Here is a 15,571-nt window from a genome sequence, read left to right as displayed (position 1 = left end):
TTAGATGGTTCTGGCCCGGTTTCCGTGATGGCCGTGTTCTCCGCGTGTCGCCCCCGATGGGGCGCAGATTGTGAGGGATGATCTTGCTGCCGTTTCGGAAGCCGTTGCGCCATTTGCGTTTTGCTTCCCCACCTGGTGGGTGTCGCGATCGATTCGAGTGACGTCTCTGGGGCGGGGTAAGCACTCGCGCTTCCCCACAGCCGGTGTCGGCGTCCCGCCGCCAGTGATACCTGCGAGCAAGTGCACAGCCGATACGAACGCACGGTGACCGACATCGCGATCGGGAACCGACCGAGTCGCCTCATCCTGCAGGTGCTGGCTGACCGAACACTCGCGCGTACGCCGAAGGGGCGCGCACCGGAGCCCCCAGCGTGATTGAGTTGCCGACCGCTCGCACCTGTGGCACCTATGGCCGATGCCGTGGAGAGCACCGTTCCCGCCCAACATGATTGCCTCCGCGTCAACGCCGCAGTCGACCTCCAGCCCAGCATCGAACACACCGCCGCGGAGGATCTCCGGTGGGCCACCGAGCAGGCGCACACAGCGCACCGCGAACAATCCGTCCTCGTCGCCCGCACACAGCGCCGCTACGGGGCGGCACGGAAGATGGAACGACGGATTCACGACCGCCCTCACGCTCTTCGACACCGCCCTCACCCTCTTCGACGAGATTCGGGGGCTATCGCGGCAGCTACGCCGCCGTTCGTGACTACCTCTGCCCGTTCCGCGACGTCGGTGCCGCACCGCCGTCCACACCGACAATCGCGAAGGTTCGGCGAATTACTTGTGGATGCTGTGCCATCCCGACGACCTCACCGACGACATGCAGCTCGGACTCAAACAGGTTCTCGCCAGATTCCGGCACCTCGAGGCCACCCCGCCCACGCCCCTCGTTCGCCGGCATGCTGACCGGCCGTCACGGCGACCGTCTCAATTCGTGCATTGCGGCCGCCCCCGTCCGACGATCTGTCGCAACTGCATCGATTCGTCCGAGGACTTGAGCTCGACCACACCTCCGTCCTCAACGGGCTGACCTTGCCCTACAACTCCGGCGCTGTCGAGGGAAACGTAAATCGGATCAAATGCTCAAAAGACAGATGTGCGGACGAGCCGGATCTTCCTCCTCCGCAAGCGAATAGTCCTCAACCACTGACACACTCAGGAATCATCACGGAAAGTGGGCCAGAGCCAGGTGCGATTGACAGTGCCACGGCCGCAGTATTCACGGCCTCGACCGCGAGTGATGCCTCGCGGCGCTCTATGGGCAGGCTGAGGATAGGGGAATATATCGTTCAGTTCTTCCACCCGCCGGTCGACGAGCGAAAGACCGCCGCGAGCCGACAACTGTCCGGATCATCACCGCGTGCCGCCCGCTTCGCGGGATAGCCAATCCCACTGCCTCCACAGGGCGAGTCGGAGCTTGTAGTCGTCCTCGACGAGCCTGAGTGGATCCTCGCCGAGCAAGATCCGCAGCGGGGGCTCCTCGAGATCGACGAGCTCCAGCACCGCAGTGGCTGCCGCGGTCGGAGATCCCGTCCTGGGGAGGCGGCGCTGACCGAACGCTGGCGATTCGCGGACGACGTCGTAGTCCGGGATCGGGGTGGGCAAACGGATGGACACCCGGTCCGGGTCGGTAGCGAAGCCGCCGGGCTCGAGGAGCGTGACGCGAATACCAAACGCGGCCACCTCGTCCGCAAGCGCCTGACTAATGCCCTCGAGCGCCCACTTGGATGCGTTGTACATGCCGATGTTCGGCCAGGCGGTGACGCCGCCGACGGAGCTCACCTGCAGGATGTGCCCGGACCGCTGCGCACGCAGGTACGGGAGCGACGCCTGCGTGACCCAGATTGCACCGAAAAGATTGGTCTCGATCTGGTCGCGCACGTCGGCTTCCGACAGCTCTTCCACCATGCCCTGCTGGGGGTAGCCGGCGTTGTTGACGATCACATCCAACCGACCAAAACGCTCGTGCCCTCGGCGTACCGCCTCGAAAGCTGCGCTGCGGTCGGTGACGTCCAGCGGCAAAGTCAGCACCCTGTCGCCGTAGTCGGCAACGAGCGGCTCGAGCGAGCTCGCATCCCGCGCCGTCGCCACGACTGCGTCGCCACGGTTCAACGCCGCCTCAGCCCATTCTCGGCCGAACCCCCGAGACGTCCCTGTAATGAACCACACCTTCATTCCTTCTCCCTGCCCTGCTGCGCCTTGATCGCCGACGCCGCCTTTGGCGCGACATGAAAGGATCCCCCACGTCGAAATCGGCGATGCCGAAGATCGGGGCGTCGGCGTCCTCATTGATTGCGACGATCTTCTTCGCCGCCTGATTCCTGTCCGCCACACCCGCTGCACGTATGCGATGTTTCCGGCACCCTCCACCGCTCGGATCCTCCGACGGCCGCCCCACGATCGACGCTCACCTTCGAGCCGGCAAACGCAGGGACCATAGAACCTCTGTTGCGGTAGATAATTCGTGGCGTTGCGACACGGTTCCACCCGGACTGGTGACGGTTTCCAGGGCGTCGCCCGCGCCCACCACGAGCGCGGCCACGGTACGGCCAGCGGCGCCGCCCTCGATCGAGTTCAGCGCCGCATCCGGCCGCACCGTGGCCGCGGAATCGTCCACCGCGGCGACCAGCACCTTCCTTTAGCCGGAGGCTGCCACCTCCGTGACCAAGCTCGGTGTGGTGACGCCGCGACACGAGAGTGCCGGTCACGCAGAGGTTGTCGATTCCATCTTCCGCACACCGCAGGCGTCCGGTGCCTCCTTCACCAGCCCCACGATCCGCATTCATCCACCCTCGGCGGCGGTTGCCACTGCCAGACAACATCACTGCTTTGATTACATCAGTGATGAACGACTGACCTGATGTACGCGGCCACTCGTGCGATCGACTCGTCGGCGCTCGCCATCATGTTCGCCATCGTGAAGTATCCGTGCATCTGGTCGGCGACGTAGTCGACGACCGTGGGAACCTTGGCATCGATAAGCCTGTCTGCGAAGGCCTTCGCCTCATCGCGTACCGGGTCGTACTCGTCGACCAACACGAAGGCCGGAGGCAGCCCCTCGAACGACGCTGCCCGCAGCGGCGACGCGTCCTCACCGTCTCGCACAGCCGGATCACTCGCATACTGCGCCCAATACCACTCCATGTCGGACTTGCCGACCAGCAGCCCGCTGTCACCATGCTCGTCGTACGAGGTCCGCGAGAAATCGTGATCCGTGACCGGATAGACCAACACCTGAGCTGCAAGGGCGGGACCGTCATGATCGCGCGCGCGTCGTGCAGCCACCGCCGCGAAGGTCCCACCCGAGCTGTCCCCGGCCACGATGATCGGTAACCCGTTCGCCAAATGCTCTGCAGACCAGAGCAGCCCAGCATACGAGTCGTCGACCCCTGTCGGGAACGGGTGCTCCGGTGCCAGCCGATAGTCGATGGCGACGAGCCGCACCTGCGACTGTGCCACCAGCGCGTGGTACAGCACTTCGAAATCGCGAGGCGCGCCGAGGACGAAGCCGCCTCCATGGAAGTACACGACGAGTCCCTTCGCATCGCGCACCGGCTCGTACACGGTGGCCTCTACGAATCCACCTGACACGGGGATCTTCTCGACTCGGGTGCTGCCGATGACGGCCGCGTCTCCCTGCATCTGGCGGAAGCCTCCGGATAGCGCCCGCATTTCTTCGACCGAACGCTCCGGTGGTGGGCCGTCGCCGGTGGCTGATGCGAACGACTCCAGCAGTTCCTGGGCTTGTCGGTGCAGTGTCATTGGCCGGTCCCTACGAGGCGGTCGGCGCTCTCGAGCGCCTTGAACTCGAACCCGCGGTAGCTGTCCGCCGCGATCTCGTTGCAAATGTTCCGGAAGGTGTTGGTGCCGGCCAGGTATGCCATGAATACCCGCGGCTTGCCTGGGATGTTCGAGCCCAGGTACCAAGAGGTCGTCTTCGTGTAGACCGTGGAATCCGCGACCTGAGCAACGTGCTCGAGCCAATCGTTCTCCGCCTGCTCGGTCGGCTCCATGGTGTCGAGCCCGTCCGCGTGCATCCGCTCGATCGCCGTTGCGAACCAGTTGACGTGCTGTTCCGCCGAGTGAATCACATTGCCGAGAACCGAGGGGCTGCCTGGTCCGGCGATCATGAATAGGTTCGGGAAGTCGGTGATCATCAGGCCGATGTAGGCCCGAGGGCCATCCTCCCACTTCTCGCGCAGCGTGAGACCGTTGCGTCCGCGGATGTCGATCTTGGTCATGGCACCAGTCATTGCGTCGAATCCAGTGGCGTAGATCACGACGTCGAGTTCGATGTTCTCGTCGCCTACCAGGATGCCGGTCTCGGTGAACTCCTCGATGGGCGTCTTCTTCACGTTCACCAGGCGCACGTTGCTGCGGTTGAAGGTCTCGTAATAGCCGCCATCGACACAGAGTCGCTTGCTGCCCGCGGGATAGCCGGTGGGCACCAGGTCCTCCGCGACGGCCGGGTCGTTCACCTTGTTGCGGATCTCGTTCTGCAGGAACTCGGTGAAGAAGGCGTTTGCCTCCATGCTGGTCAACAGATCGCTGTACGAGAACATGATGGCGAACGCGCCGTTGCTCTGCCGCCGAGCGAAGTTGCGCTTCCGATTCTCTGGCGTGTCGTCCAGGGCCGACATCGGGTTGGGGTCGTACACATTGCCCGTCGGGGAATCGAGGACCTCGATCCGACGCTCGGGATAGGTCGCCTTCAGCTCAGCAACATCATTGTCGGAGTACCTCTTGTGCCCCGCAGGCACGCTGAAGTTCGGCGTGCGCTGGAACACGACGACCTCCTTCGCTTCCTTGGCGAGTTCGGGGATGAGCTGGATCCCCGTCGATCCCGTGCCGATAACACCCACCCGAAGTCCTTCGAACGAGATCTGCTCGTCTGGCCAGGTGCCGGCGTCTATCGTTCGGCCCCGGTATCGCTCAGCACCCTTGAATACCGGACGGTTGAATGAGGAGAGCTGGCCGGTCGCCATCACGCAGTACCGCACGACGAACGTCTCGCCCTCTGACGTCGAGACCGTCCACATGCCCGTCTGGTCATCGAAAACAGCGGCTTCGACACGCGTATTGAACTGGATGTCCTGACGAAGGTCGAACTTGTCGGCGACGAAGTTCAGATACTCCTCGATCTCCGGCTGCGTCGCGAAGCGGTCCTTCCAGGTCCACTCCTGATCGAGCTCGGCGGAGAAGGAGTACGAGTAGTCAGCACTCTCGACATCGCATCGAGCGCCTGGATATCGATTCCAGAACCACACACCGCCAACGCTGCTTGCGGCCTCGAGAATACGAACGCGCAGCCCCGCCTGGCGGAGTCGATAGAGCGCATAGAGCCCGGAGGCACCAGCCCCCACCACGATGGCGTCGAACTCGACATCCGTCACATCGGTCATAGCACAGCCTCCCTTGAGTCGAACAGTGGATCGCGGACAGAGGCACGCCCCGTGCCGCCCAGGACGCGATGCATTCTGAAAATGCACCGAGTAATTCAGAATATGTATTCGAGATTACACATGCGGTTCGATACTGTCCAGAAAACCCCGACTGATTTCGATCGGGTTCAGCTCGAACCTGCAGCCGGCACCGCCTGCGCGTCTCGCGCGCTATCGGGCGAGCTGACCCGCGTCGACGGTGAGTTGGTGCCCGGTCACGTAGCGCGACTCGTCGGAAGCAAGCCAGAGGACGGCGTTGGAGACATCGATCGCCTCCACCCAGGGGATCGGGATGACCGTTGAGATTCAGAAATCGTGGTGTCACCGATTCCCTTGTCCGCTCCGCAGGGGTGACATCCGGCATGAACAGCTCGTAGATCGCGTCGTTTTGAATCATCTTCGTGTCCACACTCGTCGGGTGCACGCTGTTGACTCGGATCCTGTCAACGCCCAGCTCGAGCGCAAGACTTTTGGTCAGCCCGACCATGCCGTGCTTCGACGCCGAGTAGTGCCCGATGTTGCCCGCCCCGCTGATCCCGGAGGCGGAGCTGGTGAGAATGATCGATCCGCCCTTGTTGCCCCGAAGATGCGGAATGGCCGCCTTCGCCGTGTGCCATGCCCCCTTCAGATTCACATCGAGCAGATCGTCGAACTGCTCTTCTGTGAGCTGATCCATCGGGGCGAAGCTCAGGATTCCGGCGTTCGCGGACACGATGTCGAGTCTGCCGAGTTGAGCGACCGCGTCATCGAGCCCCGACTCGAGCCGGTCGTAGTCGCGCACGTCGACCTCATAGATGACGACGCGTCGACCGAGAGCCTCGACTTGGCGTGCGGTCTCCGCGAGGTCAGCCGCAGTCCCGAGCCCGTACGGCACCGACCCGATGTCGCGTGCGATATCCATGGCGATGATGTCGGCCCCCTCCTCGGCCAACCGAATCGCATGGCTGCGCCCCTGCCCCCGCGCCGCTCCCGTGATGAACGCCACCTTTCCCGCTACCCGCCCCATCTGATCCTCCATTCGTTCGACGACCTCGGTGTCCCGCCCGCCGTGCGGGACACCGACGTCACATTGAGACCCACCTGGCCTCACCTGTGTGGAATTCGCTTAGACAAATCATGACAGATCCTATATATAGTGGGAAGCACAATGTAAATAAACGAAAGTAGTTTCGGTATGACTGAACGAGCACGATCCGATAAGCGGACCCGACAGGACCTCGAAGGCGCCGGTCACATCGATCCGTCGCTCAGCGTCGAGATCTTCCTCAAGCGCGCCCTCGACGATCCTTCGGTCGCCCTTACGCAGTTCCAGCGGTTCGGCACCGGACACTCCGGCGACACCTACCGAGCAGTGCTCCATCGGTCTACCAGGCCTGATGACGACATCGTGGTGCGGCTCTCACCCACGGGAGTGCGAATTGCAGGTCCCGCGGACGTCGGGCGGCAGGGCCGGATCATGGGCACCCTGCACCAAAATGACCTTCCGGCTCCTGCGGTACTCGCGAGCGATAGCACCGGAGCGGTCGATGGGCGGTCCATCGCGGTGATGTCACTGGTTTCCGGCGCCGAGTGGCACGAGTTCGCCGAGCGCCACTCCCACGACGAGACGGCGAACGCAGCAGTGTCGGCACTGAAAGCGATCCAAACGCTCTCCGTCGAAGAGTCGGGTATCGCAGGCGACCCTCGTATGCCACCGGAGGGCGAGATCGCACGTTGGGTGCCGCTGGTCGAGCGAGGACCGGATCATGTCCAAGATGCGGCTGACGAACTGCGCGTGCAGCTCCTCCGCGAACTCAACCGCAGTGATCCGTCAGCGGAGCCCGTGCTCGTTCACGGCGACTACCACTTCGGCAATCTGCTGTTCGGCCCCCGGACAGTGAATGCTGTGTTCGATTGGGAGATTGCCGGGCTTGGGCATCCGCTCACCGACCTCGCGTGCCTGACGGTTGCCGCGCTACGGCGCCGGTACGAGCCCGAGCCGAATCCGACCGGATCAGTGGAGGTTACCGGCGCGCGACTCGCCGAGCTGTATGGAGCCGACCCCGACGTACTGTCTTGGCACGTCGCGGCCTCATGCTTCAAGTACGCCGCGATCCTGGCATACAACCTGCAGCTCAGCCGGCGCGGTCGGCTCCGAGACCCCATATACGAGGAGCTGCAGGGCACGATGGCCGGCTTACTCGAGGATGGCCGAGCCGTACTCGACCACGGCCTGACCGCGTTCTGGCCCGACGCCCACGCACCGCAGGCATAGACACCCCGTCAATTCAGAAACGAAAGAGGTTCATCCACATGTCACAGAGAGCGCCCGGGTCCGCGCGGCCCGCGTACGCCGGAAAGGCCGCCGTCACCGGCGTGGGTTACACCAAGCTTGCGGTCTCAGGGGAGCCGCGAAGCGTCCTCGACCTCGCCCTCGAGGCCGCTCGCGCGGCGCTCGCCGATGCGGGCCTGACCGCAGCCGATGTAGACGGGGTGTGCAGCTATGGTTTGTTCAACGACTCGGTGACAAGCCAGGCTGTCGGAACCGGTCTGGCTTGCAACGACCTGAGCTTCGTCCTGGACCTGAACAACGGAGGATCGCAGCCTGCGTTCGCCGTATTGAACGCCGCGATGGCTGTCGCGTCGGGCGTCGCGTCCACCGTCATCGTGTACCGCGCGCTGAACGGGCGCAGCGGTAAGAAGGTGGGCTCGACGCACTTCGACTCCCCGTCGGGTCAGTTCCGATATCCGATCGGCTTGAACTCGTACCCTCAGTACATCGCCATGTGGTCGCGTCGCTTCATGATCGAAACAGGCGCGACCAGTGAAGATCTCGCCGCGGTCGTGATGAAGCAGAGGGAGTACTCGGCGCTGAACGACCGCGCTGTCCGCCGCGACCCGCTCAGCCTCGACGAGTACTTCTCCCGCTCCTACGTCGTGGAGCCTTTCAGAACGGTGGACTGCACCGTCGAGGTGGACGGCGCGGTCGCACTGGTCGTCACCTCCGTCGACCGCGCCGCCGATGCCCCGGTCACTCCGGCGATCATCGAAGGAGGTGCCTGGGTGACCGGGCGCGGTTCGGGTCTCGACATCGCGGACCTGCACTCATGGCCCGACTTCAGCCGCAACTGCCAGCACCTGCTCGCGCCGCGACTCTGGAAGTCCGCCGGTCTTGGACCGACCGACGTGGACGTCGCTGAAATCTACGACTGCTTCAGTCCTGCGGTGCTTTACGGACTCGAGGCGCTCGGCTTCGCCGAACGAGGCGAAGCCGGCGACTTGATCCGCTCCGGCGAGACGGGACTGACCGGCAGGATCCCGACCAACACGCACGGCGGGCTGCTTAACGAGGGCTACGTGCACGGAATGAACACCGTGACCGAGGCGGTCCTCCAGGTCCAAGGACGCGGGGAGCGCCGACAGGTAAAGGATGCCGAGGTCAGCGTCGCCACCTCTGGTGTTCTGGTGGACGGATCGGCGATCGTGTTCAGGAAGGGGAACTGATGTCCAACTCATTCGAGGTCATCGACCAGCGCGCAACCGTCGCTCCCGACATCGATCCGGACACCCGCTGGTGGTGGGACGCACTCGGTCGCGGCGAACTGCTTATTCCGCATTGCCAGTCATGTGACCGCACCTTCTTCCCACCCACGCCGACCTGCTCGCAGTGTGGCAGCGAATCGGTCGATGATCGTCCTCTCCCTGAGCAGGGCAAGGTGGAGTCGTGGATCGTCGTCCATCGGACTGCGGACGAGACCTTTGCGTCGGAGACTCCGTACACGATCGCAGCAGTCCTTTTCGACGGAGGCGGACGGATCTTCGGCCGCATTGCGAACGGACCGCTCGAGGACAACATGGTGGTCCGTCCGGTCGCCTACATAGTCGACGAAACGACACTCCTCGGATTCGAGCGGGTCACACCGTGACACCCGACGACGACGCGAGTCAGGCCGCGTTCCGTGCCGAGGCCAGAGCGTGGCTCGGGGACCACGCGCACCTGGCCCCCGTGATCTCCGGTATCCCGACCGAGGCGGAAGTCGACCAGTGGCGGGCCTGGAGTCGCACGATGGCCGAAGGCGGCTATGCGGGCATCACGTGGCCGATCGAGGCAGGTGGACGGAGCCTGCCATATTCCTACCTGGAGATCTGGCTCTCCGAGGCTGCGCGAGCCGGCGTGCCCGAGCACTTCGGCGTGATTGGTGTGGACATGGCGGGTCCTACAATCATCGCGTGGGGTAACGATGAGCAGCAACGGAGACTTCTTCCACCGCTGTTGACCGCGGACGAAATCTGGTGTCAGGGGTTCTCTGAACCCGGCAGCGGATCCGACCTCGCCGCGGCTCGCACTTGTGCAGTACTCGACGGCGACGAATGGGTGATCACCGGGCAGAAGGTGTGGTCATCATTCGCGCAGTACGCGAGATGGTGCATCCTCCTCGCGCGCACCGACCCGACCGCGCCGAAGCATAAGGGCCTCTCCTTCTTCTTGGTGGACATGTCGCTGCCAGGCGTCGACGTGCGGCCACTCCCCCAGCTCACGGGAGACCCCGAGTTCAACGAGATCTACTTCGACAACGTGCGGATACCGCGAAGCTCCATGCTCGGCGAGCCTGGTGACGGATGGAAGGTGGCCCTGACCACACTCGACTACGAGCGGTCTACGCACGGGGTGGCCCTGTCATCGCAGCTCATCGCCGAACTCGACAGGGTCGGCGGGCTTATGACACGGCCGGGAGCGGACGGCAACGTCCCAGCCGATGATCCGATCCTGGCGGAACGGTACGCCCGTATCTGGGTGCGTGCCCAGGGGCTGCGCGTCACCAATCTCCGCTCATTGTCAGAGCTCGACCAGACCGGCAAGCCGAGTTCCGCCGGCACGATCTCGAAGCTGGAGTGGAGTCTGCTCAACCAAGCACTCGCGGCTCTCGCCCAGGACGCCGTGGGATTGGACGGCCTGGTGCCCGGCGCAGACGGCCTCGACGGCGGCCACTGGGCATATACGGTGCTCCGCACCAGAGGCAACTCGATCGAAGCGGGCACAAGTGAGGTCCTACGCAACATCATCGCGGAGCGCGTCCTGCGACTGCCGCGTGCACGATAGGAGATCAGATCAATGGACCTTCGACCCACGCCGGAACAGGATGCTCTTCGCAAGGTCGGCCGTGACTTCATCGGCACGATCAATCCGCTGGAGCAGCTGAACAGGAACGTCGACGATGCGACCGGCCTCACGTCGCGCGTCTGGCGAAAACTCGCAGAGCTGGGGTGGCTCGGACTCACCGTGCCAGAAGACCTCGGTGGCGCAGGGGCCACCCACAGCGACACCGCGGTGCTCTTCGAGGAGGTCGGCGCCGGACTTCTGCCTGTCCCGCTGCTCGCCACCGTCGCACACGTGCTGCCGTGGCTGATCGCCTCCCCTGACTCGGAGGAGCTTATCCCCGCAGTCGTCGGCGGCGAGCGACGCGTCGCGTTCGCGGGAGCCTCAGCGGGCGGACGCACACTGTTCGATGCGTTCGTGCCGCTGACCGTGGGAGGGACCTCGACGCAGCCGCTCCTGTCCGGAACTCGAACCTGGGTCATCGGTGCCGATGCCGCAGACGCGTTCCTCGTTCCCGTATGGGGCGACGCGCCGGCGATCCTCCTCGTCGACGCAGCGCATGCCTCGGTCAGGCCCACGGAGAGCCTGGACGCCAGCCAGTCGGTCAGCGAGGTCGTCTTCGACTCCGCACCGGCACGAATCCTGCTGAGCGGTCAGGAGGCTACGGACACGGCTCGGCGGGTCGAGGACCTGTCCGGACTCTTCGCCTCCGCGGAGGCAGTCGGCATCATCTCCAGGCTGCTGACCATCACCGCGGAGTACACCTCCCTGCGCGAGCAGTTCGACCGTCCGGTCGCGACGTTCCAAGGAGTCAGCCATCAGCTCGCGGATCTCTACGTGGACGGCGAACTGGCGCGCTCGCTGGTGCTCTGGGCTGCGTTCGAGACGGACCGCCTCAAAGCACCCGCGTCGCTCGAGATCGCCGCGGCGGCAGCGCACGCCTTGCCTGCAGCCGTTGCAGCCGCCGAGACGGCAATCCAACTGCACGGTGGTATCGGGATGACGTGGGACGCGCCCTTGCATCGGTACTACAAGCGCGCACTCTTCCTACGGGCGAGCCACCAGGGCTCGAGCGCGCTGTTGCGTCAGATCGCACGCGACGTCCTCACACCCGCGGGCTGACTCAGCGGCTTGAAATGCATTCGGGTTGCGCGGGGTCAGCGGAGCGGGAAGCCAAGGATTCGGAGGGACTCACGCAGCCGGTGCCGGCCACTGAGACTGTCTGCCGACGCCAGCCGAGCAAGTACCCGTTCAGTCCACGAGTGACTCATCTCCTGCTCCGCGTAGAAGGCACCGATCCGCTCCTCGTATACATCGACCTGTCCGCGCTGAGATTCGAGCGCGTAAGTCTCGTGATGCAGCACCGCGGCCTGCGGGAGGCGCGGCTTGATTCGGGCTTGTTCGGACTGGACGGGATGTCCGACGAGTCCGAACACGGCGAACACGTGCTTCGGCAGCCCTAGTTCTGCAGCCACCTCTTCCGGATTGTTGCGGATGGCGCCGACGAATACCGTTCCCAAGCCCAATGATTCAGCTGCGGTCACTGCGTTCTGGGCCGCCAGCGCCGCATCGATGAATCCGACGTAGCTGCTCTCGAGATAGTCCGCACCGTCCAGCGCTACCCCGCGATCTTGGGCGAGCTGGCGAAGGCGCGCGAAGTCCGCCGTCCACACCAACAGCAGCGGCGCTTCGACGAAGTGCGTCTGGCGACCAGCCAATGCGGCGAGGCGAGCCTTGCGCGCTTTATCGCGAACCGCGACGACCGTCCAGGTCTGCAGGTTTGACGACGTCGCTGCAGATTGTGCCGCCGATACCAGCAGACTTATCTCTTCGTCAGTCACTGGGTCTGGGAGATACCGCCGGTAGGACCGGTGGTTGTGCACCGTGTCGAGCACGTTATTCCACCGCGCAGGCTCGGGAATCGTCGCGTCGCCGTAGCGTTGTTGGAGGGCAGACTGAGGTTGAACTGTGCCAGTTGCCATATGAAACGATTTTACTACAAGCAACACCTAGTTCCAGATTTCTACCCTTCCGAATCAATTCCTCGAATACATGCGTCACAGTCGCCGTACAGGATGGGGCCGTGTTCCACCACCGACCCAGTGGCGGCACCGCACAGTCGATTCTACGGGATCGTTGCGAACAGCCCACCGCCAGTTGCGCTCCCGAGGGCGCCGGGAGACCGATGTCAACGCCGCGACAACCCCATACCGCCTAGATGACCCTCACCACTGGCATTCGGCTTTTATTGATATGACTTCTGAAAATCAGTTGTTGACTGATCAAATCCTGGACGCCTTGTGACATTTCGTCTAGCCTCGTGGAAAGCAGGTATCGAAAGTCGCCGCATGCATAGATGGGGAAGCCGTGAACAACGTCGTTACCAAGAGCACCCTCGCCGAGAGGCATGAGGCGGCTCGTTCGTCTCTTCCAAAAGTGGAAATCATCATCGGTGACGAAAGGCGCACCACCGGCAGCGGCGGCGTTCATCAACACGTCAACCCCTCTACGGGCCAGGTTCAGGCCGAGATCCCACTTGCGAGCGCCAAAGAAGTGGACGAAGCCGTCCGCGCCGCCCGAGCGGCTTTCCCCGCGTGGCGTGCTTGGAACCCCGCACGACGGCGCGAAGTGCTGCAGCGGTTCGCCGAGCTGGTTCGAGACTATCCGCACTGGTCGCCGCTTCAGGGACTGGAGAGCGGCATGCCGCTAGGGGTCGCCGATTCCGGAGCTGCGGCCGCCTACGACTGGGGCTCATATGCGGCCGGGTGGGCCGATCGGCTCGACGGTCAGGTGACCACGCACGACGCTGAGCAGGGATTTGTTTACACCATACACGAGCCGGTTGGCGTCGTCGCTGCGATCATCACATGGAATGCCCCGTTGATCTCACTGGCGATGAAGATCCCTGCCGCGCTCGCGTCCGGCAATACAGTGGTGTTGAAGCCGGATGTTCAGACGTCCTTCAGTGCGGTGCCGTGGATAGAGCTCGGCCGTCAGGCGGGCCTCCCCGACGGCGTCCTCAACCTAGTACCTGGCGGGATCGAGGCCGGTGAGGCGCTGGTCGCCCACCCTGACGTCAACAAAATCTCGTTCACGGGTGGACCTCCCACGGCCAGCGCCATCATGCGTGGCGCCTCACATTCCCTCACGCCGCTGGTGCTCGAGTTGGGCGGCAAGGGAGCCAATATCATCTTTGATGATGCCAACCTGGACGAAGCCGTCGGCTTCCAGTGCAATTTCTCGTTGGTCAATACGGGCCAGGGCTGCTCCTTGCCGACACGGCTACTGGTCCAACGCGGAGTTTACGACGAAGTGGTTTCCAGGATCGAAGCGTTTGTCGGTGGACTGAGCATCGGTGACCCTCTCGAACCTGGACACATCGGTGGTCCAGTAATCAATGAGGCGGCACTGGCCCGCATTCTCGGCACAATCGTGTCTGCAAAGGCGAGCGGAGCCGGTCGACTCCTAGTCGGTGGCGAACGTCTGGGTGGCGAACTAGCCGACGGTTACTTCGTATCGAACACCGTGTTTGTCGATGTTGATCCAACGAGTGACCTTGCTATGAAGGAAATATTCGGTCCGGTCATGGCGGTTACACCGTTCGATACTGAAGCCGACGCTGTGCAGATCGCGAATTCGACGCCGTACGGACTGTCGAATTACCTGCAGACGCCGGACGCTCGACGAATCCGCCGAATCATTCCGCAGCTCAAATCCGGCACCGTCGGTGTCAATACAGGCGTGGCGTACAGCCCCACCGCACCGTACGGCGGAGTCGGACGCAGCGGCTTCGGACGCGAGGGCGGCCGACTCGGCGTCGAGGAGTTCACGAACATCAAGACGGTCCTCGAACGCTGAGTAAGCGCCGGCAGAGCCGTCTCGGCCGGGCGGGCGAGCGCTAGTTCTCAACTACCTGAGGACATTTCGTGTTGCGTCGCGGTTCGGGAGTGAGGCGAAGGGCGACTCGACGAACCGGGACCGTGTGCGTAGCCACCTGACGCCACCGCAGCTTTTAAGACCAATCGAAGGCTCATGCATTGCTAGACAACGATCTTCGCGAGCGAACTACGGAAGGACACAACAGATGACCGGACGCGTGCAAGGAAAGGTCGCTTTCATAACCGGCGCGGCGAGAGGCCAGGGACGGACGCACGCTCTCCGACTCGCCGAAGAAGGCGCTGACATCATTGCGATCGATATCGCTGCACCCGTCGAGGGTGTGATGTACCCAGCCTCGACCAACGAGGACTTGAAAGAGACCGTGCGTCAGGTCGAGGCCCTTGGTCGGCGAATTGTCAGCGACGTCGCAGACGTGCGGGACCTCGACAGCCTGAAGACGATTGTCGATCGAGGGGTCAGCGAGTTGGGACACCTCGACATCATTGTCGCCAACGCCGGCGTGGCCATCATGAAGCCCTGGAACGAGGTGACACCCGAGATTCTGCGCACTGTCATCGACGTGAACCTGATCGGCGCATGGAACAGCGTGATGGCGGGGGTAGAGCATCTCATCAGCGGCGGTGGCGGTTCGGTGATTCTGACAAGCTCGTCCAACGGTTTGAAAGCAGGTCCCTTCAATCTCCCGTACAACGCCTCCAAGTTCGGCGTCACCGGATTGATGCGATCCTTCGCCATGGAGCTCGCGAAGCAGAAAGTGCGCGTGAACAGCGTCCACCCCGGCGCAGTACAGACCATGATGGTTTCGCAGGCCGCGGAAATGTTCGAGCGGTTCAACGAGGTAAACCCCGACCTTGTGGGCATGTTCTCCCAGTGGATTCCCGGTCGCATGCCTCCGGCAGAAATTTCGAACGCCGTCCTCTATCTGGCGTCCGACGAGTCAACGTGGGTTACCGGCACCGCCCTGTCGGTGGACGGTGGCCTCGCCAACTACTGAGTGCGCGAACAGTCAACTCTCGCGTTGGTAGCGAATGGCGATGTGGCGTTCAAAGGCTTTCCGCACCGAGCTATTTGAGTAGTGCAGCCGGTTCGCTTGCCCGCATCGATCCAATCCGGGCAAGCGCCGGCCGGCCTTTGCGCACGAACCCGAGCA

At 63.5% G+C, this 15,571-nt stretch carries 12 protein-coding genes and 1 pseudogene; 7 read left to right on the top strand and 6 right to left on the bottom strand.

Features of this window, described 5'->3' with window-relative positions; translation table 11 throughout:
• Positions 1–1,356: 1,356 nt before the first annotated feature.
• From CJ177_RS08940 to CJ177_RS08920, 5 genes and pseudogenes are all read right to left on the bottom strand, one after another.
• A complete protein-coding gene (locus tag CJ177_RS08940) occupies positions 1,357–2,178 on the bottom strand; it encodes an SDR family NAD(P)-dependent oxidoreductase (protein WP_061042560.1) in 822 nt (273 codons plus the stop codon).
• A 232-nt stretch (positions 2,179–2,410) separates the two neighbouring features.
• Positions 2,411–2,620: a hypothetical protein gene (locus tag CJ177_RS08935; RefSeq protein WP_197487970.1), complete on the bottom strand. Its 210-nt coding sequence runs from the start codon at positions 2,618–2,620 to the stop codon at positions 2,411–2,413.
• Between the two features lie 221 nt (positions 2,621–2,841).
• Complete coding sequence (locus CJ177_RS08930) at positions 2,842–3,765, bottom strand: alpha/beta hydrolase (protein ID WP_061042562.1); 924 nt, start codon at positions 3,763–3,765, stop codon at positions 2,842–2,844.
• A complete protein-coding gene (locus CJ177_RS08925) occupies positions 3,762–5,405 on the bottom strand; it encodes an NAD(P)/FAD-dependent oxidoreductase (protein ID WP_061042563.1) in 1,644 nt (547 codons plus the stop codon). The genes CJ177_RS08930 and CJ177_RS08925 overlap by 4 nt, the downstream gene beginning before the upstream one ends.
• A 210-nt stretch (positions 5,406–5,615) precedes the next feature.
• A pseudogene (locus CJ177_RS08920) lies at positions 5,616–6,450 on the bottom strand (mycofactocin-coupled SDR family oxidoreductase).
• Positions 6,451–6,618: 168 nt separating this feature from the next.
• On the opposite strand from CJ177_RS08920, the gene CJ177_RS08915 reads away from it, so the two are divergent.
• From CJ177_RS08915 to CJ177_RS08895, 5 genes are read left to right on the top strand one after another with little or no spacing between them, the layout of a single operon-like run.
• Entirely contained in the window at positions 6,619–7,698 is a 1,080-nt protein-coding gene (locus CJ177_RS08915; protein WP_061042564.1) for a phosphotransferase family protein, read from the top strand.
• A gap of 38 nt (positions 7,699–7,736) precedes the next feature.
• Positions 7,737–8,927 (top strand): hypothetical protein, encoded by a 1,191-nt coding sequence (locus tag CJ177_RS08910; RefSeq protein ID WP_061042565.1) that lies wholly within the window; start codon positions 7,737–7,739, stop codon positions 8,925–8,927.
• Positions 8,927–9,349 carry a Zn-ribbon domain-containing OB-fold protein gene (locus CJ177_RS08905; RefSeq protein WP_061042566.1) on the top strand — a complete coding sequence of 141 codons (423 nt, stop codon included), beginning with the start codon at positions 8,927–8,929 and terminating at the stop codon, positions 9,347–9,349. The genes CJ177_RS08910 and CJ177_RS08905 overlap by 1 nt, the downstream gene beginning before the upstream one ends.
• Positions 9,346–10,524: an acyl-CoA dehydrogenase family protein gene (locus CJ177_RS08900; RefSeq protein WP_061042567.1), complete on the top strand. Its 1,179-nt coding sequence runs from the start codon at positions 9,346–9,348 to the stop codon at positions 10,522–10,524. The genes CJ177_RS08905 and CJ177_RS08900 overlap by 4 nt, the downstream gene beginning before the upstream one ends.
• Positions 10,525–10,536: 12 nt before the next feature.
• Positions 10,537–11,643: an acyl-CoA dehydrogenase family protein gene (locus CJ177_RS08895; protein WP_061042568.1), complete on the top strand. Its 1,107-nt coding sequence runs from the start codon at positions 10,537–10,539 to the stop codon at positions 11,641–11,643.
• A gap of 35 nt (positions 11,644–11,678) precedes the next feature.
• On the opposite strand, the gene CJ177_RS08890 is transcribed toward CJ177_RS08895, so the two are convergent.
• A complete protein-coding gene (locus tag CJ177_RS08890; RefSeq protein WP_061042569.1) occupies positions 11,679–12,503 on the bottom strand; it encodes a nitroreductase family protein in 825 nt (274 codons plus the stop codon).
• A gap of 385 nt (positions 12,504–12,888) precedes the next feature.
• Between CJ177_RS08890 and CJ177_RS08885 the strand changes: the two genes are divergently transcribed.
• The gene (locus tag CJ177_RS08885; RefSeq protein WP_061042570.1) at positions 12,889–14,379 is read left to right on the top strand and encodes an aldehyde dehydrogenase; all 1,491 of its coding nucleotides are present in this window, start codon (positions 12,889–12,891) and stop codon (positions 14,377–14,379) included.
• Positions 14,380–14,605: 226 nt separating this feature from the next.
• The gene (locus tag CJ177_RS08880) at positions 14,606–15,415 is read left to right on the top strand and encodes a mycofactocin-coupled SDR family oxidoreductase (protein WP_061042571.1); all 810 of its coding nucleotides are present in this window, start codon (positions 14,606–14,608) and stop codon (positions 15,413–15,415) included.
• Positions 15,416–15,571 lie beyond the last annotated feature (156 nt).

It is taken from the genome of Rhodococcus sp. ACPA1 (assembly GCF_002300195.1).
GTDB lineage: Bacteria > Actinomycetota > Actinomycetes > Mycobacteriales > Mycobacteriaceae > Rhodococcus_F > Rhodococcus_F opacus.
This window is presented reverse-complemented; position numbering and strand designations above follow the sequence as displayed.

Coding starts and splice junctions, on each gene's coding strand:
- CJ177_RS08940 (WP_061042560.1), bottom strand. CDS start 2,178: ATGAAGGTGTGGTTCATTACAGGGACGTCTCGGGGGTTCGGCCGAGAA.
- CJ177_RS08930 (WP_061042562.1), bottom strand. CDS start 3,765: ATGACACTGCACCGACAAGCCCAGGAACTGCTGGAGTCGTTCGCATCA.
- CJ177_RS08925 (WP_061042563.1), bottom strand. CDS start 5,405: ATGACCGATGTGACGGATGTCGAGTTCGACGCCATCGTGGTGGGGGCT.
- CJ177_RS08915 (WP_061042564.1), top strand. CDS start 6,619: ATGACTGAACGAGCACGATCCGATAAGCGGACCCGACAGGACCTCGAA.
- CJ177_RS08910 (WP_061042565.1), top strand. CDS start 7,737: ATGTCACAGAGAGCGCCCGGGTCCGCGCGGCCCGCGTACGCCGGAAAG.
- CJ177_RS08905 (WP_061042566.1), top strand. CDS start 8,927: ATGTCCAACTCATTCGAGGTCATCGACCAGCGCGCAACCGTCGCTCCC.
- CJ177_RS08895 (WP_061042568.1), top strand. CDS start 10,537: ATGGACCTTCGACCCACGCCGGAACAGGATGCTCTTCGCAAGGTCGGC.
- CJ177_RS08890 (WP_061042569.1), bottom strand. CDS start 12,503: ATGGCAACTGGCACAGTTCAACCTCAGTCTGCCCTCCAACAACGCTAC.
- CJ177_RS08880 (WP_061042571.1), top strand. CDS start 14,606: ATGACCGGACGCGTGCAAGGAAAGGTCGCTTTCATAACCGGCGCGGCG.